Here is a 25,810-nt window from a genome sequence, read left to right as displayed (position 1 = left end):
ACAGGAGGGAATTGTGACTAATAGGAAGGTTATTAGGCTTGCTACATTGAACGCCCATCTTTTTAGAGGCCCTATTTTAAAAGAAAGAAGGTCTAAATTTATTCAATTTGGAAGAATTGTAAAAGACAATAGGCGTTTAGTTTCTGAATATAGAAGAAGAGTAAAAGAATGGTTGAGTGAAGATACTTTTGACATTGTTGGTATGCAGGAAGTTTTTCAGAGTTTTAGGTTCTTTACCAAAGGTGTGCGTAAAAAAGTTTTTGAGGGAACTGGTTTTGAAACTGTAATTCCTCATGGAATTGGGGCACAGGTACATTTTTTTAATTATATTTTTGAAAATGTACTGTTGAGTAAACTCCCTTTGGCTGAGAGCGCAACAGTAAATAATTGTAATTTTCCACTACCTTTTAGAATTTATTTGGTTGTAAAATCTGGGTTTACACTTGCTCCAGTTCGTTTCAATGGTAAAACTATTTTGGTAGGAAACACGCATTTGCATGCTTCGAGTGTTTCAAAAAGAGAAGAGCAGGTGACTTATATTGTAAGAGCAATACAAGATATGCAGGTTGTATATGGGAAAGAAGTTCCAATTTTGTTTATGGGGGATTTTAATACCGTTCCAAAAGGTGCACAAACCTTTGGTTTTTTGACAGGAGATGATGATAATTATGAAGGAGATGGAACTTTAAAATTCCTTAAGGAGCTGGTAGGTTTAGGTTCTTATCCTGCAAACGATGATCCGGATTTGTACACTTATCCTGCTGGTATTGATGAATTTCAACCAGATCCTAGGTGTAGGACTTTGGATTATATTTTATATAGTAAGCATTGGGAAGTCATAAATTATAAAGTGTTGAAAGTTTTTTTATCAGATCACTATCCGGTAGCCGGTACTTTTAGATTGAAATAATTTTTTAAGCCTTCAGTTTTTCTGAGGGCTTTATTTTTTTTAAGTTTTGTTCTATACTTAACTAAAGTATATAATTTATTTAATTAATTAATTCGAAATATGCCGTTAATACCGTTAATCGCTGCTATTTTGGCAGTTCTCACAGGTGCAGTAGGAGGAACCGCTTTAATTGCAGATGGTGCTGTTCCGGGAGATACACTTTATCCTATAAAAACAGAGATAAATGAAACTGTTCGAGATTTTGTTACTGTTGGAGATGAGGCACAAGCTAAATGGGAAGTTCGTAAAGCTGAGCGTCGTTTGGAAGAAGCGGAGGAGCTGTCTTTGCGAGGAGAGATGAAGTCTTTGGATAAGGTGGGAGAACAGTTTGAAAAACATTTGGAGAAAGCAAAAGAGCTTAGGTTAAAATTTGAAGAAAAAGAAAAGTTTAAAGAAGCTCTAGAGATACAAACAATGCTAGAAGCATCATTCTCTGCTCACGAAAGAATTATGGATAAAATTCGTTTTGAAGCAGAAGGGGAGTTGAAAAAAATAGAAATAACTGATGCTATAAAAATGTTGCAGAAGAAAATAAAAGAAACAAGAAAAGAAAGTGTTGAATTGGAAGAAAAAGAGTTTAAGTCAGGTAGTGTTTTGGAGGCAGTAGAAGGAAAGAGTAAGGCCTTAGAAAATAAATTAGAAGAAACAGAAAATTTTTTAGAAAGAAGGGGTGAGGAGTTGAGTTCAGATATTTTACATTCTGTAAATGAAAAGATAACAAAAGCAAAATATCTAATTAACGAGGCAGGTATAAAAGTAGAGAATAAAGAGTATAGAGATGCTTTTCAGAAGTATCAACAAGCCTCAAGACAGCTTCAAGAGGTAAAAAAGATTATGGTAACAGCTCACAAGTTAGAAATTAAAGAAAAAGTACAAAAACGGGTTGAGGAGCGTTTGGAGATGGAGAAAGAAAAAGATGATATAAAAGATGAAAATGAAGAGGAAGATAGTGAAGAAGATAAAAATGAAGAAGATAAAAATGATGAAGATGAAGATGAGCAGGGTGAGTTTGAAAGAGTAAGAGAGGGGGAGAAACAGAGGCTTGAAATTCACAGAGAAGAGGAGAAAAACAGAGTTGAATTTGAAGGTGGTGCTGTAAGATATGAAACTTCAAGATAATTAATATTATTTTAAAAAATCACTTGGATTTAATCTAAGTGATTTTTTATTGATAAAATTATATTTTTGTATTATAATTAGTTAAATAAATATATTTTTATGAAGTGGACTGAGATAAAAAAACCTATTTTAGGATTGGCACCGATGGCGGATATGACAGATTCGCCATTTTGTAGAATTATGCGTGAAATTGGCGGCGCTGATGTTTTATTTCGCGAAATGGTAAGTAGTGAGGCGTTGGTAAGAAATAGTGAAAAAACATTGAAAATGACATCTTTTGTGGAAAAAGAAAGACCGACTGTTCAGCAAATTTTTGGTTCAAATCCAGAGGTAATGGCGCGAGCTGCTAGAATAATTTTGGATAAATATAATCCAGAAGGAATAGATATAAATATGGGTTGCCCAGTTTATAAAATGACTAGCAATTTTAATGGCGCAGCTTTGATGAAAGATCCAGAACTTATAGGAAAAATTGTGAAAGCTGTAAAAACAGAAATAGGCGATGTACCACTTTCTGCAAAAATAAGATTGGGTTGGAGTGATCCAGATCAGTTCAAAAAAATTATTCCTGTTTTGGAGGAAAATGGTGTAGGTTTAATTTCTATACACGGTAGAACAAAAGATCAAGGATATTCTGGAAAAAGTGATTGGAACAGAATTGCAGAAGCAAAGAAAATGACAAATGTGCCTTTATTGGCAAACGGAGATATAAATACACCAGAATTGGTGGATGAAGTTTTGAAAATTACAAAAGCAGATGGTGTTTTGATAGGGCGTGGTGCTTTGGGAAATCCTTGGTTTTTTTATCAATATAAAAATCCAGAAAAAAATATAACTCTGGAAGATAGAATAAAAATGATAAAAAAGCATGCAAAATTGCATATTGATTTTTATGGAGAGCGGGGGATAGTGACTTTTCGCAAACACCTTGCCTGGTATTTTAAGGTGGACAAAATAGGGGAAAATATTCCAAAAATAAAAGAATTTAGATCTAAACTTGTGAGAGTGGAATCTCTGGTTGAAATGGAAGAATATTTGAGCATACTGCTTCATAAAAAATAGATAAAATAAAAAACTCCAATTATGTTTAATTGGAGTTTTTTTATATTTTTTGTTTTGCCATCCACAGCTTGACTGGATATCCATTCGCGACTAAAGACTTCCGAATTCCTAGTCAAACCGTGAATGACAAGTGAATTTCACGTTATATTGAGCGGAGTGAAACGGAGTCGAAATATCTCGTGTCTATTTTACTATTTTTTGTTTTGGTGATACTTTTACGAGATCCTTCGACTTCACTCAGGATGACATATGTATATTTTGTATCATATTATCTGTATCAATACCCTCTTTGTCATCCTCAGCTTGGGGATCCGCGGTTTGTGTCACTATTTGGTGGTTAAAATTTATGGATTTCTGGTCAAGCCATAAATGACAATATAGTTTATTTTACTTTGTAGATCTAAATCTTTCTAATTAAGGTTTCTGATCTGGCTGGTCCAAGGGATACAATACTTATAGGACAATCTAAACTTTCTTCTATAAATTCAATGTAAGCTTTCATTTTCACCGGCAAGGCATCGTAGCCTTTGTCTAAGAAGTTTTTTATGTGTTCTGGTGTTGTTTTATCCCAACAGTCAAAAGTGGCGTAAATTGGCTTTGCATTTCTAAATTTTATTAAGCTCGCTGGAGTAGTTTTGACTAATTTGTTATCTATATCATAAACGGTACAAACACTAATGGTATCAAATCCGCCCAAAATATCTAGTTTTGTAAGTGCAATTTCTGTAATTCCATTTATACGAATTGCTTTTCTAAGTTGTACCAAGTCTAACCATCCAATTCTTCTAGAGCGTCCTGTAGTTGTGCCAAATTCTTGTCCAATTTCTCTTAATTTATCTCCAACTTCACAGGTTAACTCTGTTGGAAAAGGACTTATTCCAACTCTACTTACATAGGCTTTGACTACACCAATAACTTTTTTGCTTTCATTCCAATGTCTTCCTCCGCCAATATGAATATTTCCAGCTACTGTATTTGTACTTGTGGTGTGTGGATAAATCCCATGGTCAACATCTAGTGAAAATCCTTGAGCTCCTTCAAAAAGAATTTTTTTACCTTCTTTTTGAATATTATACAAAGTTAAATCCGTATCATCTACAAATTTTTTGATTTTTTCTGCGTAGTTTGTGTAGAGTTCAAAAACCTCTTCTTCTGAAATATCTAATTCTATATCAAAAACTTTTTCCAAAATATCGGCATTAAATTTGTATGCTTTAGCTAGTTTTTCTTTGAAAATCTCTGGCTCAATGAGGTCTATAATTCTGATTCCATGTCTGTACATTTTGTCTGCACAAACTGGAGCTATTCCTTTTTTTGTGCTTCCTGCTGCTAGTTTTCCTTGGTGTCCTGTGAGAGCTTCATCCATTGCAATGTGGTATGGCATTATTACATGAGCTTTTTCACTTATGAGTAGGTTATTATTTATAAAACCTTTTTTTTCTAAAGCTTCTATTTCTTCACACAAAGTCTTTGGGTCTATTACCATCCCAGTTCCAAGTACACAAGTAGTGTGAGAATGTAAAATTCCAGACGGAATAAGGTGTAATTTATGAATTTGACCATCGACTTTTAGAGTATGACCAGCATTGTTTCCTCCCTGAAATCTTACTACAAAATCAACATCTCTTGCCAAAAGGTCTGTTATTTTTCCTTTTCCTTCATCGCCCCACTGTGTCCCCACGATCACAGAGATTTTATTCTCCATATTCTATTTGGTTAAAATTAATAAATTTTCTAATAGTTTAGCTATTGTGATTGGTCCAATTCCATTTGGTGTGGGGGAAATAAATTTTGCTTTTTTTATAACATTTTCTATGTCCACATCGCCGTACATTTTATTTTTGTGAAAACTTACTCCAGCGTCTATTACTATTGCATCTTTTTTTACCATATCTTTTGTGATGATATGTTTTTTGCCTACGCCACTTATTATAATATCTGCAGAAAGACATTTTTTCTTTAAGTTTTTTGTACTGCTATTGCAAAGCGTGACTGTTGCTTTCATGTTGCTTAAAATAACAGAGAGCGGGCGACCAACTAATAATCCAGAGCCTATAATTACTATATTTTTTCCTTTTAAATCTATTTTTGTATATTTTATTGCAGAAAGAATTGCGTCTGGGGTAGGGGGTAGTATTTTATGATTTCGCGATATTATTTTCCCCAAGTTTTCGTTTGTAAGACAGTCTATATCTATTTTTGGATCTATACTATTTAAAATTTTAACCTCATTTATATGTTTTGGAAGTGGGAGTTGTGCTATCATTCCGTTTGGTTTATCTTCTTTTTGAATTTTTTTTATTTTTTTAATTAAACTTTTTTCTGAAATTTTCTCTTTGAAATGATAAAGTGTAAAATTAACCCCAATTTTTTTGGCAGCAATTTCTTTGTGTTTTACATAAGACGCAGACGCTTTGTTGTCGCTAACTAAAATAACCGCCATTTTAGGGGTTATATTTTTTGATTTCAGTTTTCTAACTCTTTTTTCTAGAGTTTTTAGGATTTTTTTTGAGATAGATTTTCCGGGAATTATTTTTTTATCCATAATATTTTTTTATGAAACGCTAGCCTTTTAATGGTATCATATTTTTTAAAAAAGAAACAACTGTAAATTTGATGTTTGTCTAAAAAACTTATATTATATAACTATAAAATATAAAAAATAAAAATATGGGAGAAAATCGTGAAGGTAATTTTGTACCACAAGAAGATAGGGAAAAATTTACACAAAAAGAAGAGGAAAAGAAAAGATTTGAGCAGGAAGAATTGGAAGATAATTTGGATAAAGAATACGCAGAACAATTCAGAAAACATAAAGCTAAAAAAATTCTAGCTGGAATTTTAGGTCTTGTTGCCGTTGGTGGGGCTATGTGGGCTGGAATAGATAGAGGCTCTGGCGAAGATCAGGATTCTGGACAGTCTGAAGCAAAAGAAAACGGTAATCTAGATAGATACAACGAGTATGTAGGAAAATTAGAAGGCAAATTAAATGATATAAAACAGCTGGTTAATATGGAAGAAGGTTTAAGTTCTTTTGAAAAAAAGATTGCACTAAACACAGCAATGACAGAGTTTTTATTGGACGATACGAATTTAAAGGAGTTAGACGAAATGATAGATTTAGGAGTCGATGGCGGAGATCACAGAATTTTAGCTAGTAAGCTATATCGAGTTTTGAGTAAATCTAGAGCTCAAGATTTTTTTTATGATCGTTTGATAGAAAAAGGAAAATATAAGGATTTTATAAATCCAGAAAATTCTATGGAAAAGTCTTCTATTTATGGTGGTTTACAAGAACATCATTTTGAGACACTCGCCAAAAATTTTCTACCAAAGTCTGGTGAAATTTCAAAAGAAGAGATAGACCCAAGATTGTTTGCAAAAGATGTGAAAAGTATAGCTTTTGGTATTAAACATAATCCTGAGTGGTCTGCACAAGAAAAAACAGCTAAATTTAAGCAGGTTTTAGATGGCGATGAGGTTAGAGCTGTTTTGCAATCTGAAGAGTTTGATTTGGACTTGGCTCAGTCTTATTCTTTGATTAAAATTTCTATTGACACAAAAAAATCTGGAGATGAGAGAAGTAATGCAGAAATAATAAAAGAATTAGCAGAAAAGCAAGAAATTTTTTCTAATATAAAAATTCTTAGTGAAGATACTAAAAATTTAATTTTTGTAGCAGGACATGATAAAAGGTTTGGCGATGATATTTCAAGAGAAGCACCAAGATATCAAAAGATGGGCGAAGATTTTGGTGTAAAAAATATTATAGGATTTAGTAAAGCTGAAGGAATGGAGGAGGTTTTTAAAAAGTCTATAGCAGAAAGTAAGGGGAGTACAACTATTTTTATCGATGCTCATTCAAGTAAGGATTTTTTTCAATTGAATAATAAAGAGATTATTACAGCAAAAGAATTTGCAAAGGTTTTATTGGAAAGAGTGAAAGCTAAAGAAAGTTTGGAAGATATGACGATAATTTTGGGAGGTTGCGATACTTATGGTTTGGCGGAAAATATATTGGCAGAATTAAAAAAACAATCTGAAAAGAGAAGATTTAAAAAGTTTGAGTTTCCTAATATAATTACTTCTGTTGAAGGCTTTGCAAGTGTTGATCAAGGGGTTTTTAGGGATTCTTTTTCGGAGGCTGTTAGTAGTAAAAGTCTTCAAAAAGAAAAAAGTCTAACGATAGGGGATATTATAAATATTACAGCTCCAAAAGCTTATGGAAAAGGCTCTGATATATCCATATTTATTGGTAAAAAAAGTGGGTCAGAAGTGGTAGCAGAAGCTGAATTTGGGTCAGAATATTCTGTTGTATAAAAAAAAGATGATATAAACCATATATCCCAAATCAAGCTGTAGAGATGACAGGAAGAAATATTTAGGGAGTAGAGAGTGGAGATAACAGTTGGAAGAACTTAACACTTATATTTATTATTATTTATATTTTGTGACACTCTGCGAGGATATTTCGATTCCACTCAGTTCAGCTCAATATAATAAAAATAAAAAATGTTATTCAAGATATTTGTTGGGTTTGCACAAGGCTTAATATAAAAATTAAAAAAACTGTGAATATTCACAGTTTTTTTAATTTTTATATTATTTTTTTCTTTCTTTTTTTATTCCACCCCCCCCCCTTACGCATTCCTTTTAGGGGGATTGTTGCGTAGAATGTACTTCCTTTTTTAAGTTGAGATTTAAACCAAATTTTCCCATCTATGTTATCTATAATTGATTTTATGATGTAAAGCCCTAAACCAACTCCTTTTGTGTGTTTTATTTTTGCATTTCTGGCTCTAAATAGTTTTGTAAATATTTTATCTTGGTCTCTTTTTGGAATACCAATTCCAGAGTCTGAAACTATTATTTCTATATCTTTCTCTCTCTTTTTTATATTTAGACTAATTTTTCCTTTTCTTTCTGTGTATTTTATAGCATTTGAGAGTAAGTTTTGGAATATCATATGTGTCAGTTGAGGATCCAGCTTCATTCGTTTTGGAAGAGAGGTGTCATATTTTTTTGTAAATTTGATACCTTGTTTTTCCATCTTAAGTCGTAGTTCTTTTATCGCATGGTCTGCAATTGTTGTAATGTTTGCAGTCTTTGGCTCAACAACAAAAGTTCCAAGGTCAATTTTAGATACATTTAACAATGATTCAACTAGTTTAGTCATTTGTTTATTATCCTTTCTTATTTCTTGTATATAGTCTTCCTGCTCTTCGTTTAGTTTTCCAGTATCTTTGGATAATAATAATTCTGTGTACCAATTTATTGTAGATAGAGGTGTCCTTAATTGGTGAGATGCTACAGAAACAAACTCGCTTTTGGATCTGTCAATTTCTTTTTCTTTTGTGATATCTCTTCCTATTCCAACAAGAAATATTAGTTTTTTGTGTTTATCTAAAATTGGTGAAAATTTTAGACCTAAAACTATTTTTTCATCTTCTTTTGTTTTTATTATTATTTCTTTGTAAGTTGGTTTTTTATTTTTTTGTAGTTCCTTTACTATTTTTTTGATATTTTGTTTTTGACTTATTTCTGAAAACCATCTTGTGTTATGTTTTTTATCTAAAATATATTCTTTTTTGTATCCAGTCATATATTCGGTAGCACTGTTTACATATAAAAGTTTCCCTTGTTCATCTGAAATTGTCACCATATCCGATGCATGGTCAGTGGCAAGTTTGAATTTTTCTAATTCATTTGCAAATTTTTCACTTCTATCTTTTTCGTCTTCGACATCTTCCAAAACATTTATAAGGGCTGTTTGTTTAATTTCTAAAGCTCTGCTATTTTTGGATATTTTTTTTGTTTGTTCTGCTATTTTTCTTTCAATGTCTTTTCTTGAAGTTTTAATTTTTATGGTCATTTTATTCAAATTTTTTGCAATTTCAAAAAGTTCGTTTCCGGCTGTCTTTTTTATAGAAATTTTTACATTATAATCTCCTTCTGCTATACGCTTTGCAAATTCATTTATATCTCTAAGTGGTCGTATACTAGCCGACAGAATTAGCGATATTAGTAGTGCTATTATAATAAGAGTAAGAAGTCCAATTATTGAAATATCCTTGGCTAAACTTGCAAAAGAAGAGGAAAATTCTCCTTGTTCAAGCTCGAAAACAAGAAATAATGGTGAATTATTTATTTTTGTAATTGTCAAATATTCATGTTCTTCGTCTTTTTCGTCGTATAGGTCGAATATTTTTTGTATTTTTGTATTTTTTATTTCTTTTTGTACAACATCATAATCTAGTTCCTTTTTTTCTAAGTTTGGAAAGCGTTTTGTTTTCTCAGATTCAAACTGTTCTTCTGTAAGCTTTCCAAGGCTTGCAAGAGTTCTATTTTTGTGTGTAGAGTATAAAATTATACCATTATTATCTACTATCATTTTGTCTTCCATTGTTGCTTTTACTTCGTATAGTGTGGATTCTATTGTGCTTGGTCTGGCTTTTATTAATACAACTCCAAGTATGGTTCCATCGGGTTTTTTGATTGGGTTTGAAAAATAATAACCAAATTGTTTACTAGTTGCTCCAAGTGCAATATCAGTATAGCGTTCTCCTTTTATGGCTTTTTGAAAATAATCTCTAAAACTATAATTTTTTCCTAAAAAAATCTCATCTGTGGACACTATAACTTCTCCGTCTAAATCGAGTATTGCTGTTGCATAATAAAATGATTTTATGTTGTAGTGATTTAGTATTTTTCTAATATCTTCTCTTTGTACCTCTCTTTCTTCGGAATTCATATATTGCACTATTTCTTTATTTTCGGAGATAGAGGTCGACACTTTGTGTATATTGGATATTGTATTTTCTATCTCGGACGCTTCTGTGAGAGAGAGTACTTTAAGTTGTTCTATGTTTTCTTTTTGTAATGATATGTTTATTTTTGTAAACACAAAATAAATTGAAATAGAGCCAACTATTAAAATGGATAGTGTTATTAATGAAACCACTTTTGTTTTTATAGAAAATTTCATAAAAATTTTATTTATCTTCCTTTTTTATTTTTTTAAGTTTTTCTTTCATTTTAATCATTTTTAGTTCTCGCCCCATCAAGAAGTTGTTTAGTTTGTCTAACTCTTCTGTGCGTTTTGATATTTTTCTTTCTGTGTGTCTTTTTGTTTTGTTTAAACGGCTTCGTAAATCATTTATAGCTTTTCCAAGCTGTCCAAGCTCGTCTTTTCCTGTGATGTGTACTTTGTGTTTTAGGTTTCCTTCTTTTATTATTTGAATATCTGTTATTAATCTGTGTATTGGTTTTGTGATAGATCTTCCAAGAAAAAACGCAAGAATAATGGTAAAAAGTACAATTAGAATTATAATAATTGTGGTGTAAAGTATTGTGTCTAGAATAGGTTTAAATAAATCTTTTTTTTGAACTTGTGAATATAAAACCCAATAACCTTCATCTGGATTAAACACAGAATCCGTTAAATTTTGTTGATTTTTTATTGAGATATTTTCAAAAGTTATATAACTTTTTGAATTTTTATCGTAAAACTGCCCTTTATTTTTTCTGTATAATGACTCGGCAATAGAAGGAGATATGTTGAAAATAGTATTATTATTATCAAACATAAAACCCCAATTTAAGGTTTTGTTTTCATTGTGCAAAAAGTAGCCATCTTTATTTACAAGAAAAAGTTTCTTTTTGGCTTTATTTTTTGCGTGATTGAATTGTTTTTCTTCAAGTATCTTTAAAAATATATCGGCATATATATTTGTAATTATAATTCCTTTTCTGTTTCCATTATCATTGAAAACTGGAATTGCAAGACGAAGTGTGGGTACATATTTTGGATTTTCTTTTGTGCCTCTATTTTCTATCTCTCCGCGCTCAATATTTAAGTCTAACTTTGATACGAAAAGTTTATTTTCTGCTAGTTTCATTGTATCTTTAAAATAATATCTAGCCGATTTGTTTTGTAGATTTTCTTCTGAAACTAAAAAAGGTTGTTTGTATAAATCTGTTTGCTCTATTCTTATTATTTCTTGACCGGTTTCGTCTAAATATCTTACTTGATAATAAAAGTCGTGTTTTTTGGTAAAATTTAAGAAATCTGTAGATATTTTTTGTTTTATTGTGCTTGTTGGAGATAGGAAATCTGTATTTAAAAGATCTTGGAATGTCGTGAGATCTTTTAATATTAAAACATCCATTTCAAAGTGCTTTAAAAGAGTGTTTATACCTATCATAGACTTTTCCACATCCAGACCTTCATTTAATAAATGTTCGTTTAGTAGTGCTTTTGAAGAAGTGTTAAAAGAAAATAATGCAATTAAAATAGTAGGAATTATAGTGACAAAAAGGAAGAATAAAATAAGTTTTGTACTTATCTTTATATTTTTAAACATAGACAGGCTTAAAGAAGATAATTTTATTTAATTATAGCATATTTTAAAATTTTTTGCATTTTGTTTGACAGCAAACTGTGAATAAGTTATTTTTAAACTGTTCTTTTACAAAAGGAGGTGTGATGAAAAGGAATAAAAGTGCAGAAGAGCGAGCTTGTGATGCGGTTAAATTTATAGAAGAATATTTTGGTATTTCTGCAGATAGAATGAATAGAAAAACCGATGAAATTATTCTTGGAGATATTAATACCTCTATAATTTTGGGAACTGGTTGGGGTGAAACTTTTGATACGGATAATTTTCAAGAATTGAAACTTGGTAGAATTCCTGGCTTTGAAACTCTTTATAATCTTGAAAAAATAGAAGGTCATTCAAGAAAACTTCTATACGGTCAGTTTGGTGCTAAAAATATTTTGGCATTGAGTGGAAGAATTCACTTAAATGAAGATCCTGGAGATTTGAGTACTTTCAAAGCAATGGTTCGTCTTCAAGTCGATATGTTGCTTAGATTTGGTGTAAAGAATTTAATTGTCACCTGTGCTGTGGGAAGTTTGACTGGTGCGACTACACCTTCTAGAAGACAAATTGGTGTTGGAGATGTTGTGACTATTAAATCTATTGTAACGCTTTATGTCCAAAGTATTTTACCTGGATATGGTGGAGAATTTGGCTCCCCAGAAGACTCTTTAGATGATAAATGGCGAGAGCAGATTGTTATTAAATGTTTTGGTATTTTACCAATTGTTCCAGCTGTCACACATGTTATGGTTCGTGGACCATTTTTTGAAGGTAGAAAAAAAGATAAAGAGATATTAGCGAGAGACGCTGATGTTGTTGGAATGAGTTTAACGCCTGAATTATCTATAGCAAGTTTGTGGAATGGTGTAAAAGTTTTAGGACTTGGTTTTGTGACAAATACTGCTAGCGAAAAACATTCTCACGAAGAAAACCAAAAAAGAGCTAAAGAAAAACAGAAAAAGCTTAGTAAATTTTTGGAAACAGTTGTTGAAAAAACAACATAAATAAAAAAGATATCCGTTTTGGATGTCTTTATTTTTTTAGAAAATGATGGATCGCTAGCGCTTGATAAATCAGTAAACTTTGTTTACTTTGATGAATCGAAAAGCTTCGCTTTTCTTGATCGATCGCTTCGCTTGGATTAGAACAAAAAACATGAGATAAAAAATAAAAGGAAAACCACACACGTCATCCTGAGCGGAGTGAAACGGAGTCGAATGGATCTCGATACAGAATAATTAGAACCTCAAATATTCACAGTTCTGATTACATGTTTTCAAGATATTTTGACTTCGTTTTATTTTGTTCAATATGGCATGGATAATCTGCTATTTTTTTGCTTCTCGTATTTCTTCTAAAATTTTTAGAACTGCTTCTTTTGGGTTTTTGGATTGAGTAATTGGCCTACCAATTACAAGTCTATCCGCACCGCTTTGAAGTGCTTTTGTGGGTGTGTTAATTCTAGCTTGATCATCATTTTTTACAATTGTAAACAAAGGTCTAACCCCGGGAGTGTTTAGGCTTAATCCTAAATTAAGCTGTTTTACAAGTTGAGCTTCTTTTGGTGATAATATAATTCCACCAAGACCAGCGCGCTTTGCCATTTTTGCAAAGTTTACAACACCTTGCTCTGATGTGCAAGCGAAAACAGATTGGCAATTTTCTTCATCTAAACTTGTAAGAACTGTGACACCTAAAATTTCTGTGATGTCTCCCAAAACTTGCTGAACAGCATTCATACCGTCTACCCCAGAAGAACACATTACAGTCAAAATTTCTGGTTTAAATTCTGCCAAAAGTTCTGCGTCGGTTTGCATTGTTTTTGGAATATCGTTTAATTTTAAATCTGCAAAAACTTTCAATCCCAAATTGTGCAATTGTGTAATTAAATCATAACCAATCGCTCGCAAAGCAGAATTTACTTTTATATAAACTCCCAAACCTTCTAAATCTTTTGCAAGTGATAAAATTTCTTTTTCGACACCTTTCAAGCCTCCAAAATCTTTTGGGCTAAAATCTGCAGAAACTATGAGCCGCTCTTCTATTTTTAGCATATTTTATGTTAGTATAAAGGTATATTAACATAAAATTTAAAAAAATATGCAAGGTAAAATAATAATAGTGGCGGTTATAGTTATAATTGTGTTTATCGCAGGAATGTTGTTTATGGCTTACGGAGGAAGGTTTCAGACAGATGAAAATGGACCTTATTCAAATTCTGTAGATCTGTCTAATCAAAATTTAACAGAAATTCCACAAGAAATTTTGAATGACACAAAATTAAAAGTTTTGGATTTAACTAATAATAAGTTAACAAGTTTACCTTCTGAAATTGGTAAATTGATAAATTTGGAAGAGCTTTATCTTGGAAACAATGAGCTTACAGCACTTCCTGCAGAGATTAGGCAAATGCCAAAATTGAGAATACTAGTTGCTTCTAATAATAATTTAACTGGAATTCCAGCAGAGATTGGACAATTACAAAATTTGAAAACTTTGCAACTCGGTTTAAATTTTATTGATACTTACCCAAATGAATTGGGAAATTTAAAGAATTTAAATATACTTTATATAAAAAGTACAGACCTAACAGATGAGCAAATAGCTGAAATTCAAAAAATGCTTCCAAATACTGATATAAGATAGGTAGATTAACGATTAAGTAAATTAGGCAGACTAAGTAGGAAAAGAGGAGGGTGTGGCACGTCATCCTGAGCGAAATGAAGCAGGGCGGAATGAAGTCGAATGGATCTCGGGAAAGTATAATAAATTATAAATAGTGATACTGCACGGGGATCTTTCGACTCCACTGCGTTCCACTCAAGATGACATCTGTGATTTTTTTATTTCTTCTTCTAATTTAAGTGATCCATCTTCCTATTATCCTAATCCAACATCCAAAATCATCATAAGTATAAATCCTGTGATTGTTCCGAGGGTTGCCAAATCTCCATTTCCTCCGTGCTGTGATTCTGGAATAACTTCTTCTACAACCACAAATATCATAGCTCCAGCAGCGAACGCAAGGGCATAGGGGAGTAGTGGTTTAAAAAGAATTATTACGCTTGCTCCAAGAACTGCGGAGATTGGCTCTACCATTCCAGAGAGTTGTCCGTACATAAAACTTTTTTTTCTGGAAAATCCTTCTCTGCGAAGTGGCATTGCGACTGCTGTTCCTTCTGGAAAATTTTGCAAACCAATTCCAATTGTAAGTGCTATTGCTCCAGCAAGTGTGGCAGAGCCAAATCCAATCGCTGCTGCACCAAAAGCAACTCCAACAGCCAAACCTTCTGGGATGTTGTGGATAACTATTGCTAAAACCAAAAGTGTGGTTTTGTGCCAAGATGTTTTAATACCTTCCGCGTCTTTCATACTAAAACCCATGTGAACATGTGGAAGTAGTTTGTCCACAAGTCTTAAAAGTAATGCTCCCAAGAAAAAGCCTATTGCTGCTGGTGCCCACTCTGGCAGAGAATTATCTGCTGACATTTCTATAGCTGGTGCGAGTAGTGACCAAAAACTAGCTGCTATCATAACTCCAGCTGCAAAGCCAAGCATAAAGTCTAATAATTTTTTGTTTGGTTTTCTAACTATAAAAACCAATGATGCGCCAAGTGCTGTAATTCCCCAAGTAAACAGCCCACCAATGAGTGCCTGCAAAACAGGGGAGAGTGTTTCGAATGTTTCGAACATAAATCTATTATTATAGAACCTCTAGTAAATATATTACTTACTGCAATTTCCAAAATTTGGCTGCGACTTCAAGAAAAAATATTTCCGAAGCTAAAGATGGGCAAAGATTTTTTCTTTTCGTCTCACTCAAATTTCGAAGATTTCGTAATAGTAATATATTTACCAAAGGTTCTTTAGTATTTAATATCATACTAAAAAAGTATGATATTTTCAAGGCTAGACTCAAAATTGACGTATAATAAATATTAAGATAAACTAAAGATAAGCTAAAGATAAACTTTAAATATGCAAAAAACTAAAATAATAGGAGTAAAAGAGCTTCGTGAAAACTTGGAAATTTATATAAATAAAATTAATAAAGGTGAAAGTTTTACTGTGGTAAAAAGGTCTAAACCTGTTTTTAATATTGTGCCAATTGAGTCTAGTGAAAATTGGGAGGAAGTTGTTGATTTTACCAAAATAAAAAAAGGTGGAGTAAAAATAGAGGATGTTTTGTCTAGATTATAAATATGGTAGATAAAATTCAAAAAGCTCTAAATAAATTTTCTAATTCAGAAAAACAAAAAATAAAAATAATATTACTAAAAATTAAGACAAGAAAATTTACTGGTTTAGACGCAAAAAAATTAAAAGGAAGGGATGATATTTATAGAATTAGAAAAGGCAAAATAAGAATAATTTATATAATTAAAAATGGAGAAGTTTGTTTGTTAACCATAGAAAGAAGAAGTGATAAAACTTATAAAAATATTTAATTTATAAATAAGTTTAAAAAGGTTTGTTTTTTGTTCGGAGGCAGGGATTTGAACCCCGATATCCAGGACCAGAACCTAGCGTCCTACCATTAGACGACCTCCGAATGAAATAGGTTTAATTTAAACCTATTTATAATCCATTTTAATCTAAAAAAGCATAAAAGTCAAGTTGAAAATGTTGTAATTGTTCAAAATGTTCTATTCGCTTTTCTTGTTCTAATTATAATAAATTAATAAAGAATAATTAGTAATTAACAAAAATAAATTCATGTCATCCTAAACGAAACCGAAATATATTAAAATGGAATTATTTTCTCAACACGTCATCCTGAGCGGAATGAAGCAAAGCGGAATGAAGTCGAACGGATCTCGAAACAGAGTCATCATAACATAAAATATTTATAGTTTCAATGATATTCTTTCGAGATATTTCGACTTCACTTCATTTCGCTCAATATGATATGTATTTCCCTTCTTTACTTAATCTGCATAGTTTGCTGTTTTTAAACTACTTCACCACCCATCAAATTTGCCAAATCTTCCATTTCTTTTTTTTCTTTTGGTTTTTCTTGTGGCGAGTCATTTACAACGACATCTAAATATATTTTTGAGTCCAAAACTTCAGTCAATATCGCTAAAAGTTTTGGACCATTTACTTTATCCGTAAGTTTGTCTTTGTGAAAACTAAACGGCACAGAAATATTTATTGTATTACCATCTATATCCAAAAGCGTTGTAGACTTTAGTATAAAAACAAGAGATGGGTGATTTTCTTCTACTTTTGCTACAAAAACAGGCCATTTTTGCTTTACTGTTTCCAAGTTTAATTCTGAAGTTTGTGTTTCTTTTTTTTCTTCTGGTTCTGGTGATAATTCTTCTACAACTTCCGGAGGAGTTTCTTCAATTTTAACTTCTACTGGTTTTTCTATTTTTATTTCTTCTACAATTATATTTGGAGTTGTTTCTGGTTTTGGAGCTATCGGAGTTTCGACTTTTGGCTCTGTTTTTTTCTGAATTACTTCTATTTTTTCATTTTTATCACAAGTAAATTCGATCACAAAAAGTTCAAGTGGAAGTTGTGGAATAGGGGAGTTTGGAATTTCTATTTTTCTTTTTAATAATAAATCTATCAAATTTACCAATTCAATATTTGCGATTTGATTTTGTAGATTATTTATTTTTTCTTGTGATTTTTTATCTAAATTAATTTCTATAATTCCAAGTTCTGGATTTGATTTTAAAATCAATATATTGCGGAGTAGATCTAATAAATTTAAAGTAATTTGTTTTGGATTTGATCCTGTTTCCACAATTTCATTTAGTTTTTGTAAACAAATACTTGTATTTTTTTGAAACAAATTTTCTGTAAATTCTAGAATGCTTTCAATGTTTGAAGATGGCAAAAACATATCTGCCATTTCTTTTGTAATTTTCTTTTCTCCAGAAGAAGTGAGCTGATCTAAAAGTGAAATTGCATCTCGCAAATGACCTTCACTTTTCTGAATTATTCTATTTAATACATCGTCTTCTACTGTAAGTTTTTCTTTTTTTGCAATTTTCAGTAAGTGAGTTTTTATTGCTTCTGCGTCTATTTTTTTAAATTGAAATCTTTGACAGCGTGAAACTATGGTATCTGGAAGTTTGTGCAATTCTGTAGTTGCCAATATAAATACAATGTACTCTGGAGGCTCTTCAAGCGTCTTTAATAGAGCGTTGAAGGCACTAGTTGAAAGCATGTGTACCTCATCGATAATAAACACCTTAAACAAAGAGTTTGTAGGTTTGAACTGTGCGTTTTCTATAATATTTTCTCGTACAGTATCCACTCCGGTATTGCTGGCAGCATCAATTTCTATTACATCTATAGAGCGACCATCTACAATAGAAGTGCAAGAAGAGCAAGAATTGCAAGGTTCAAATTCTTTTTCTTTTCTTTCTGTACAATTTAGAGATTTTGCGATTAGTCTGGCTGTCGTTGTTTTTCCTATTCCGCGTGGACCTGAAAAAAGATAAGCGTGTGCAGTTTTATTTTTTGAAAGTTGATTTTTTATTGTTTGTATAATATGAATCTGTCCTGCAACTTGTTCAAAGCTTTGTGGTCTATGTTTTCTATATAATGACATATTTTATAAATGATGAATCGTTTCGTTTGTTTTATGGTTTCATTTGATCTATTGCTTCGCTTGATGAAAATGGTGGAACAAAAAGAAAGAAATTGTTTTTTAAAGTAAGAGTATTATATATGGTTAGCTTGTTTTGGTAAAGGGTTATTTTTTTAATATTAAAATCTATCCACAGGCCAAGGAGTGTCCTCTCTTGACAATATCCTTTGCATTCTATACTGGGTGTGATATGCTATCTGTGTTATTAATTAACTGGTAATACATATGCCAAGAAAAGCAAATTCGGCTCTAATGAAGCCTATGAACCTTTCAAGCGACCTTGAAGCGGTTGTTGGAAAAGGACCTATGCCACGTTCTCAAGTGGTAAAGAAAATCTGGGAATACATCAAGAAAGATGATCTACAGAACCCAGAGAATAGAAGAAATATTCTTGCAGATGATAAGTTAAAAGTACTTTTTGATGGAAAAGCAGAGGTGACTATGTTCGAAATGACAAAGTTGATCTCAAAGCATATTTCATAAGAGATTTAGAAAAAATAAAAAACTCGCTAAGTTGCATAGCGAGTTTTTTAATTCACGTCATCCTGAGCGAAGTCGAAGGATCTTGTCTTTATTTCATCTAAACATTCTCTTTTAACAATAACATAAAATTATTCTAACTTTATTTTTTGTCACCAAAAGGTAACCAAAAGTATTAAACGGTTGATAATTTTAGGCTTAATTTATTTTTAAAACTTATTTAATTGACCGCATTCGCTACTTCAATTATTCTCTGTATACTCAGAAAACCATAAGTTTGCATACATGCCTTTAGTCCAAAAATTTCAAACGTTCGGTGGGTTTAGGACAGGAGAAGAGCAGAAAATTTCATTAAAAAACCACGACTTTGTAGCCGTGATTTTTTATTTATAGTTAGAGAGATTTTTTTATAATATTTTCTACTGCACCCCATTCACTTTCTTTTTCTTTTGGAACAAGAAGTACAACATCATCTCCAGATTTACCTTTATAAAATGAAATGGACGCATTTAGAACTTTTATAGATTTTCCATCGTGCATTGCAATCCATTGATCATTTTCTTCGTCGTGAACAAGTGTTCCTGTTATTCGTTTTCTCTCTGTTGGTTTAATTTGTTTGTAAACAAACGAACCATTTTCTTTTATACTTAATTTAAGTGAGTCTCCATCCACTAAGCGAGATTTGCTAGCGTAATTTGCTGGAATAGAATATTCGTGGCCGTCTGGACCAACCATAGCTGTTCCATTGAACAGTCCTTCTACTACTCGGTGCCCATTTTCGGTATATGAATTTCCTGTTGATATTGTTTCATCTTTTGTTGGAGTGCCGTCCAATAAATTTAAAATCTCATTTAATTTACTTTGCATCAAAAGAATTGTAGATTTTATTTTTTCTTTGTCCAAAGGTTTTTCTTCTGTTGGAGTAGGGGGTTCTTCTGGTTCTGGTGTTTCTGATTTGTCTGCTATTTGTTCAACTTCTTTATCATCTTTTTCTTTTTCTAAAATTTCATCAACAAGTTTTGGTTCGTAATTTAATGTATCTGCTTTTGTTTCTGAAGTTTGTTTAATATTAGATTTTGCAATATACAAACCATCAAGAGAGTTCCAATTTTCTTCTTTAGGTTCTCTTGTTGTTTTTTCTTCTGTGCTGTGGTCTGGCTCTACTGCACTAAAATTATTTGGGTTTGTAGTTTCTTCTAATATTAGTTTGTCCCCTATTTTTTCTATTACTTCGTCATTACTTTCTTCTTCCTGAATCGGAGAAAAAGGCATTAAAAAAGAACTTGAATTATTATTTTGGTCGTCCATACTTTTTGTATTTATTTTTATTTTAGGGATGAGCCTATTTTTTTACGTCATATTGAGCGAGGTGAAACGAAGTTGAAATATCTCGGGAAAGTATCATTAGAACTTCGAATATTTTGTGTTTTAATGATATTAAATCGAGATCCATTCGACTCCACTTCGTTCCGCTCAGGATGACATATATAGTTTTTGTTTCTTGTATTATTATTATGTATTATTATTATGTATTATTATTATGTATCCTGTTTCTTTGCCTGCACAGGAACTTCTCCAATTTTTGTTCTATCCATAAGTTCATATTCTACAAACTCTCTATTTCTACCATATTTCAATCTTGCTAATTCTTTTATTGCTACTGCCAATTTTTTGTTTCCAGAAACTGGTGGATATGTCTTCATATTAAACGGCTTTGTAGCAGCATTGTCAATTAAAAGTTTAATGTAAGTTGTGAATTGCTCTACATTTATAAGGTCATAAGCTCCAAAAACAGGTGCAAATTCTTTTGCCAGAGTTTCGGCATCGTCTGGTCCAATTCTAAACGAGCAAATAGAACCTGCATTTCCCAGTACCGCATCGCGAATTGCTGTACTACCTTTATCATCTATAAGTTGACCCATATATTGGTGGGCAATTATAAGATTTAATCTATACTTTCTAGCTTCAGATAAAATTGTAGCAATAGAATCTGTAATAAAGTTTTGGAACTCATCGATATAAAGATAGAAATCGTGTCGTTCTTCTTCTGGTAGATCTGCTCTTCCAAAAGCTGCCATTTGAAGTTTTGCAACTATTATCAATCCAAGTAGTTTTGCATTTATTTCTCCTGTTTTCCCTTTTGCTAAGTTTACAAGTAAAATTTTCTTTTTATCCATTATTTCTCTAAAGTCTAATCCAGATTTTTGCTGTCCCATTATATTTCTCATCATTGTATTTTCTACAAAACGACCAACTTTGGAGATGAGGTATCCAAGCATTTCAGATTTGTGAAAATCACTAGTTTTTGCCATTTCTTTTTCCCAGAAAGCACGCACAACAGGATCTGTAAGCTTGTCTAAATATTGCTTTACATAGTCGTCATCTGTAAACATCCTAGGTATGTCTATGATAGTTCCTGGATTTTCTATGTCTGCCATTAGAGTAAGCATTACATTTCTCATGTTGTGCTCAAACATTGGACCAATCATTTCTGGTGGAAAAAGTTTGTAGAAAATAGAAATCATTTCTTGTACTGCAAAGTCTTTTTGGTCTTCTGTTTTAGCGTCAAGCATGTTCAACCCAATAGGATATTCTAAATCAGAGGGATTGAAGATAATTACATCTTCAGCACGTTCTTTTGGAATGTGTTCCAAAATATGCTCTACCAAATCTCCGTGCGGATCTACTACGCAAACTCCTTTTCCGGCTTGAATATCTTGAATAGCAAGTCCACTTATAAATACAGATTTACCTCCTCCAGACTTACCAATTACATAAAGATGTCTGCGCCTATCGGAATCTGCCATACGAATTTTTACATCTTGTCCACGATATAGTGTATGGCCAAGTAATAATCCTTCTTTTGGAATATTTGGTGGTGGTGGAGCTTTGCGAGCAGAAAGCCATTTTATGTTTGGTGCGTCTGTAGAGTGGAGCGGTGGATGCCAGACAGAAGATAGCTCTTCAGTATTAAATATAAAATGATACTTGTCGTGGAAAGATCTGTAAATAAAATCGCGAATAATTTTGGATTGATTTCTTGGTTTTATTGCGGAAAAATTCGCTCCAAATTGGTACATATTGTATTGTCCAAAAGAGTTTATTAAATTGTCTAAGTTTTGTTTTGCAGATTCTTCATCGTCTGAAATACTTAAAATTCGTGTGGTTATTTCTAGCCCACCTTTGGATATTTTTTCTTCTATCCCTCTTATCATCTCTTCTTCTTTTTGTGAGAGTTGATAATTTTCTGATTTTGTAGCATCTTTATCTCCGGCAGTGTGTTTAAAAAATTCTTTAAATAGATTTATTATTTTTGAAGAAAAACTTGTCCCAATTACTTTTTCTATTTTTTTACCTTTTTTAACATCACGCACGAGGTCGCGCCCAGCTTTTCGCCAAGCATTATGAGATGGGTGAATGATAAATTGGATAGCAGCGGAACTATTGGAATCTTGTATTTTTGCAAGTGTATTTAATGGAGCTGACAGCGGATCAGAATCCATATTTTTGTAAGTTTTTATTGGAAATGAGTTTGGCTCTTTTGTTTTCATATAAGCTCCAACAATTGTGCTTTTTTCAGAAAAAATATTGTAATCTGCCATTTCGTCTATTTGTGCGTCTGGGTATTGAGCGTGTATTTGTTGTTCTATAAAATCTTTCTTTTTCTTTGGTGCAACAACATAAAAAGATATTAAACTTTCGTGTACAACTATTTCAAAAGATAAAGTTTGTTTTAAGCCTGTAAACCAGGTAAAAGCACTTCGTTTATTTTTTGTGCCAGCAATTGCAGAAAATAATGTTTCTGTCACACCTATTTCTTCTTTTATTTGTTCCAATCTATCTTCTGTGCCTGTGCCAGTTTCAGATGATTTTTCTTTTGGAACTAGAATTTGCAAAACTACCATATTGGCACCTTGCTCAGAGCGGGTTGTAGAATGGAGTATTGCTTTCAAAATAAATATTAAACCTACAGTTCCAGATATTAAAACTAAAACTCCAATTAAAAGAAAAAGTACATTGTAGTTTCCAAGTCCACCAACTGTCACGCTGTCACTTAAATTTGGAAGTGCTGTAAGTTGAAATAAAAACATAAATTTAGGCAAAATGTTTTAAAGCTAATATTTTGTCTGCTTTTATTTTGGCTTCTTGCTCCAAAAAGAATTTGTTTATTCCTGGTAAAATTTTGAGCCAGCTTAAAAGTAGTTTAATTATTTTTTTGATATTTACTTTTGTTTTGTTCATTAATACTCTTATTTTTCCCAAAACTTCCTCGCCTTTTATTTTAAATTCTTGTTTTTGCACTGGTGTTAATTCTAAAAAAGCATCTTTTAAATCCTCTTCCATTATCTTTTCTATCTTCTGCGTCATTTCATCTTTTGTCTGTGGTATTGTTGGTCTAGCTTTTTTTGGTTGCTCTTTTTGTACAGTTGATTTTATTTGTAGTTGAGTTTCTACTGGTTGTATTTCTTTAGTTGATTGTTCTTGTTCTGTTTTTGGAATTACAACTTCACGCTCTACGTGTGGAGCGTCTATTTTTGGTGTTTTTGTTTTTTCTAAAAAGTTTTGTGTATCAGGCATTGCCAAAAATTAACTTTAAATAAGTTGATATGTATATTATACCAAAAAAAAGAAAAGCAATCCACGGACTGCTTTTCTTTTTTAAATTATTTTATTGTGGATAACTTATTATTCCACCAAATAACAATCATTCACAATATTATACCCGTTAAATTCAGTTTCTTCATCCGAAGCCAATTTTACCTTTTTTAAACTACTTCTCAATTTATTCAAAAAACTAAATAATACTGGTCTATTCGTCCCAGAACCGCCAGAATGATCGTCTATTACAATTGCTAGTTTTCTACCTTGTTTTTCTGCTATTTCTTTGAAATATTCAGTAAAATTTTTATAAAAATCTTCTGGCGAAAGTTGATTTATTAGATTTTCTTGTGGGTTAAGTCCGCGAATAATTAACAAATCATCTCCATTTTTAGCTTTTGCTTCAATTAGAAAACATCCACCAGCAATTTTTTCATATTTTGGGTGGTCTGGATTGTGCACCATTGCCACAGAGATAAAATTTGGAAATTTTTTGAGAATACTATCGTATATTGAAGCCCAGCAAGAATCGGAAAAATGACCAGAAAATTCTGTAAGTAAATTCCTTTGTGGAATAAATTTCATATTAACAGTATCTTTTGATGCATCACCTTTCATCTTCTTCATCTCTTCGTTTAAAGTAGAGGTGTTAAGTAATTTTCTTATCTTTTTTTGTAATTCTTTTTCTTTCTTTTTTCTCTGTTTTGGTTTTAACTTTTCATCTGGATCAAAATGTTCTTTGGTAAAGTATGGTTCCACCGTTTCTTGAAGTACGATATGTTGGATTGTGTTCATTACCCAGCTAATATCTTGAGTAGTTGGTTTATTTGTATCCAATTCTGATAATTTTTTATTCTGTATATTTTCATTTTTGTAAACTCCTATATAAATCATTAAATCTTTTAATAATTCATTAGTCCTTTTATCTTTAAAAGAACGTAAGTTTTCAAAAAGTTCAATAGGATTTTGAATACTTTTTAAATTTATATCAGAAATTTCTCTTATTTTTCTTTCTAGATTTTTTAAAGCTCTTTCAATTTTTTCTCTTTCTTTTTCATCCTTAGTTTCTTGAATTTGTTTTTTATATTCTCCTTTCTTTTCTTCCAGAGAACTTACCAAACTAACTAAACCTTCTTCCAATTTGCCAATAATTTCTCTAATACCATATTCTTTCTTCTTTGCATATTCTATTCCTTTTTTCAAAGATTCCAATAAATTATTGTATGAACTCAAAAATTGTTCACTATATTCAAAAGTTTCTGTATCAACTTGTTTTATTTTTTTAATCTTCAAAATATCACTATTTGTATATTCAAATGACAATGGTTGGATTTCTTGTTTAACATTTAAATATGTTCTAACTATTTTTTCAAATTCTTCTTCGTCATCTGAACCCCATTCAGAATTAGTGTATTGCACTGAACTTTGAAAAGCAGTTCTTTTAATTTGTGAGTCAAGCATGTTTTCCCAATCAAATTCTTGTTCGTGGATAATATTATGACCGTATTCTCTTATTTTCACATTCAATTGATTTATTCCAGCTTCACCACTCACACTTACACCAAATTCTTTTAATTCATCACTAATTTCACCATTTAAAATTAGTTCACATTCTAAATATATATTGTATGTTAAATTATCTCCAAAAGTATTATATGCTTTATTAAATACTTTTGTTGTTTCAGGTGGTAAATTGAATTTATCTTTTATTTCCAAAGCACTAATAATTAATCCTACTTCTAAATTTTCCAAAAATTCATTTTTAACAACTTCAAGAACTTCAGTACTTTTTAAAAATTCTTCAGAAAGTTTAAATATTTTTTTAATACGTAAAGCTTCATCGACCCATCCTTCTTTTAACATTTCCAAAAATCCATTTTTAGCAGCTTCAAGAGCTTCAGCACTCTCAAAAAATTCTTCAGAAAGTTTAAATACACACTTTATTTTTAGAGTATTATTAATCTGTCCATTTTTTAAATTTTCAAAAAATCCATTTTTAGCAACTTCAATAATCTCATTTTCAGGAATATTAAATCTATCTCTTATATTTATTACATCATCAATTTTTCCTTCTTTCATCATTCTCAAAAATTCAATTTTTACAACTTCATTAATCTCATCTTCAGGAATATCAAATTTATCTTTTATTTCTAAAGCATCGTATAAAATACCTGTTTTTAATGTTTTTGAAAGCCCAATTTTGGCGGCTTCAACAACCTCAAAACTTTCCAAAAATTCTTTAGGAATGTTATATTCATTTTCTATTTTTGAAATATTATACAAATCACCTATTTCTAATGTTTTTAAAAACCCAATTTTGGCGGCTTCAACAACCTCAAAACTTTCCAAAAATTCTTTAGAAAGATTAAATATTTCTTTGATTTTTGAAATTTCATTATTATATTTTTCTTTTAATTTTTCTAAAAACCTATTTTGAACAACTTCAACAATCTCGTCTTCAGGAATGTCAGACCTATTTTTTATTTGTAAAGCAAAATGAAGATATCCTTTTTCCAAATTTTCCAAAAATTCAACTTTAGCTTTTTCTAATTCACTATTTTCTGGTGTTTGTGTATCAAATTCACTTTGTCTTTTTGTTTCTGGCATATT

The 25,810-nt window shown here is 31.3% G+C and carries 20 protein-coding genes and 1 tRNA gene; 9 read left to right on the top strand and 12 right to left on the bottom strand.

All coding sequences use genetic code 11. From position 1 onward, the window contains the following. Nucleotides 1-13 precede the first annotated feature (13 nt). From L3J07_02145 to L3J07_02135, 3 genes are all read left to right on the top strand, one after another. Nucleotides 14-910: an endonuclease/exonuclease/phosphatase family protein gene (locus L3J07_02145; GenBank protein MCF6276629.1), complete on the top strand. Its 897-nt coding sequence runs from the start codon at nt 14-16 to the stop codon at nt 908-910. 99 nt (nt 911-1,009) lie between these two features. Next, a complete protein-coding gene (locus tag L3J07_02140; GenBank protein ID MCF6276628.1) occupies nt 1,010-2,068 on the top strand; it encodes a DUF5667 domain-containing protein in 1,059 nt (352 codons plus the stop codon). Between the two features lie 99 nt (nt 2,069-2,167). Further along, nucleotides 2,168-3,130: a tRNA-dihydrouridine synthase gene (locus L3J07_02135; protein ID MCF6276627.1), complete on the top strand. Its 963-nt coding sequence runs from the start codon at nt 2,168-2,170 to the stop codon at nt 3,128-3,130. A gap of 400 nt (nt 3,131-3,530) precedes the next feature. Here the strand turns inward: L3J07_02135 and L3J07_02130 are convergent, their stop codons facing one another. Both L3J07_02130 and L3J07_02125 read right to left on the bottom strand, forming a co-directional pair. Further along, nucleotides 3,531-4,835: an adenylosuccinate synthase gene (locus tag L3J07_02130; protein MCF6276626.1), complete on the bottom strand. Its 1,305-nt coding sequence runs from the start codon at nt 4,833-4,835 to the stop codon at nt 3,531-3,533. Between the two features lie 3 nt (nt 4,836-4,838). Beyond that, on the bottom strand, nt 4,839-5,675 hold the full coding sequence (locus tag L3J07_02125) for a bifunctional 5,10-methylenetetrahydrofolate dehydrogenase/5,10-methenyltetrahydrofolate cyclohydrolase (GenBank protein ID MCF6276625.1): 837 nt from the start codon (nt 5,673-5,675) through the stop codon (nt 4,839-4,841). A gap of 125 nt (nt 5,676-5,800) precedes the next feature. Between L3J07_02125 and L3J07_02120 the strand changes: the two genes are divergently transcribed. After that, complete coding sequence (locus tag L3J07_02120; GenBank protein MCF6276624.1) at nt 5,801-7,450, top strand: hypothetical protein; 1,650 nt, start codon at nt 5,801-5,803, stop codon at nt 7,448-7,450. A gap of 277 nt (nt 7,451-7,727) precedes the next feature. Here the strand turns inward: L3J07_02120 and L3J07_02115 are convergent, their stop codons facing one another. Then, on the bottom strand, nt 7,728-10,115 hold the full coding sequence (locus tag L3J07_02115) for an ATP-binding protein (GenBank protein ID MCF6276623.1): 2,388 nt from the start codon (nt 10,113-10,115) through the stop codon (nt 7,728-7,730). Nucleotides 10,116-10,122: 7 nt separating this feature from the next. Beyond that, complete coding sequence (locus tag L3J07_02110; GenBank protein MCF6276622.1) at nt 10,123-11,493, bottom strand: cache and HAMP domain-containing protein; 1,371 nt, start codon at nt 11,491-11,493, stop codon at nt 10,123-10,125. Between the two features lie 122 nt (nt 11,494-11,615). Here L3J07_02110 and L3J07_02105 point away from each other — a divergent pair, with 122 nt between their 5' ends. Then, nucleotides 11,616-12,515, top strand: coding sequence for a hypothetical protein (locus L3J07_02105; protein ID MCF6276621.1), 900 nt, complete (start codon nt 11,616-11,618; stop codon nt 12,513-12,515). Nucleotides 12,516-12,839: 324 nt separating this feature from the next. On the opposite strand, the gene pyrF is transcribed toward L3J07_02105, so the two are convergent. Beyond that, the gene (gene pyrF / locus L3J07_02100; protein MCF6276620.1) at nt 12,840-13,565 is read right to left on the bottom strand and encodes an orotidine-5'-phosphate decarboxylase; all 726 of its coding nucleotides are present in this window, start codon (nt 13,563-13,565) and stop codon (nt 12,840-12,842) included. A 46-nt stretch (nt 13,566-13,611) separates the two neighbouring features. Here pyrF and L3J07_02095 point away from each other — a divergent pair, with 46 nt between their 5' ends. Then, nucleotides 13,612-14,157 (top strand): leucine-rich repeat domain-containing protein, encoded by a 546-nt coding sequence (locus tag L3J07_02095; protein ID MCF6276619.1) that lies wholly within the window; start codon nt 13,612-13,614, stop codon nt 14,155-14,157. 234 nt (nt 14,158-14,391) lie between these two features. On the opposite strand, the gene L3J07_02090 is transcribed toward L3J07_02095, so the two are convergent. Continuing rightward, nucleotides 14,392-15,204: a ZIP family metal transporter gene (locus L3J07_02090; GenBank protein ID MCF6276618.1), complete on the bottom strand. Its 813-nt coding sequence runs from the start codon at nt 15,202-15,204 to the stop codon at nt 14,392-14,394. Nucleotides 15,205-15,489: 285 nt separating this feature from the next. Here L3J07_02090 and L3J07_02085 point away from each other — a divergent pair, with 285 nt between their 5' ends. Both L3J07_02085 and L3J07_02080 read left to right on the top strand, forming a co-directional pair. Beyond that, nucleotides 15,490-15,711: a type II toxin-antitoxin system prevent-host-death family antitoxin gene (locus L3J07_02085; protein ID MCF6276617.1), complete on the top strand. Its 222-nt coding sequence runs from the start codon at nt 15,490-15,492 to the stop codon at nt 15,709-15,711. A gap of 2 nt (nt 15,712-15,713) precedes the next feature. Then, nucleotides 15,714-15,959, top strand: coding sequence for a hypothetical protein (locus L3J07_02080; protein MCF6276616.1), 246 nt, complete (start codon nt 15,714-15,716; stop codon nt 15,957-15,959). Nucleotides 15,960-15,992: 33 nt separating this feature from the next. Here L3J07_02080 and L3J07_02075 read toward each other — a convergent pair. Next, a tRNA-Gln gene (locus L3J07_02075) sits at nt 15,993-16,063 on the bottom strand. Between the two features lie 399 nt (nt 16,064-16,462). Next, the gene (gene dnaX / locus L3J07_02070) at nt 16,463-18,082 is read right to left on the bottom strand and encodes a DNA polymerase III subunit gamma/tau (GenBank protein ID MCF6276615.1); all 1,620 of its coding nucleotides are present in this window, start codon (nt 18,080-18,082) and stop codon (nt 16,463-16,465) included. Nucleotides 18,083-18,373: 291 nt separating this feature from the next. On the opposite strand from dnaX, the gene L3J07_02065 reads away from it, so the two are divergent. Continuing rightward, entirely contained in the window at nt 18,374-18,604 is a 231-nt protein-coding gene (locus tag L3J07_02065; GenBank protein ID MCF6276614.1) for an SWIB/MDM2 domain-containing protein, read from the top strand. Nucleotides 18,605-18,994: 390 nt separating this feature from the next. On the opposite strand, the gene L3J07_02060 is transcribed toward L3J07_02065, so the two are convergent. From L3J07_02060 to L3J07_02045, 4 genes are all read right to left on the bottom strand, one after another. Then, nucleotides 18,995-19,909 carry a hypothetical protein gene (locus tag L3J07_02060; GenBank protein ID MCF6276613.1) on the bottom strand — a complete coding sequence of 305 codons (915 nt, stop codon included), beginning with the start codon at nt 19,907-19,909 and terminating at the stop codon, nt 18,995-18,997. Between the two features lie 230 nt (nt 19,910-20,139). Then, nucleotides 20,140-22,692 carry a type IV secretion system DNA-binding domain-containing protein gene (locus tag L3J07_02055; GenBank protein ID MCF6276612.1) on the bottom strand — a complete coding sequence of 851 codons (2,553 nt, stop codon included), beginning with the start codon at nt 22,690-22,692 and terminating at the stop codon, nt 20,140-20,142. 4 nt (nt 22,693-22,696) lie between these two features. Continuing rightward, nucleotides 22,697-23,179: a hypothetical protein gene (locus tag L3J07_02050; protein MCF6276611.1), complete on the bottom strand. Its 483-nt coding sequence runs from the start codon at nt 23,177-23,179 to the stop codon at nt 22,697-22,699. A gap of 108 nt (nt 23,180-23,287) precedes the next feature. Continuing rightward, nucleotides 23,288-25,807 (bottom strand): hypothetical protein, encoded by a 2,520-nt coding sequence (locus tag L3J07_02045; protein MCF6276610.1) that lies wholly within the window; start codon nt 25,805-25,807, stop codon nt 23,288-23,290. Nucleotides 25,808-25,810 lie beyond the last annotated feature (3 nt).

Source organism: Candidatus Magasanikbacteria bacterium, assembly GCA_021648085.1.
Lineage (GTDB): Bacteria > Patescibacteriota > Patescibacteriia > Magasanikbacterales > UBA922 > JAKITS01.
The sequence above is the reverse complement of the archived record's forward strand: the minus strand, read 5'-3'. Positions and strand labels throughout refer to the sequence as shown.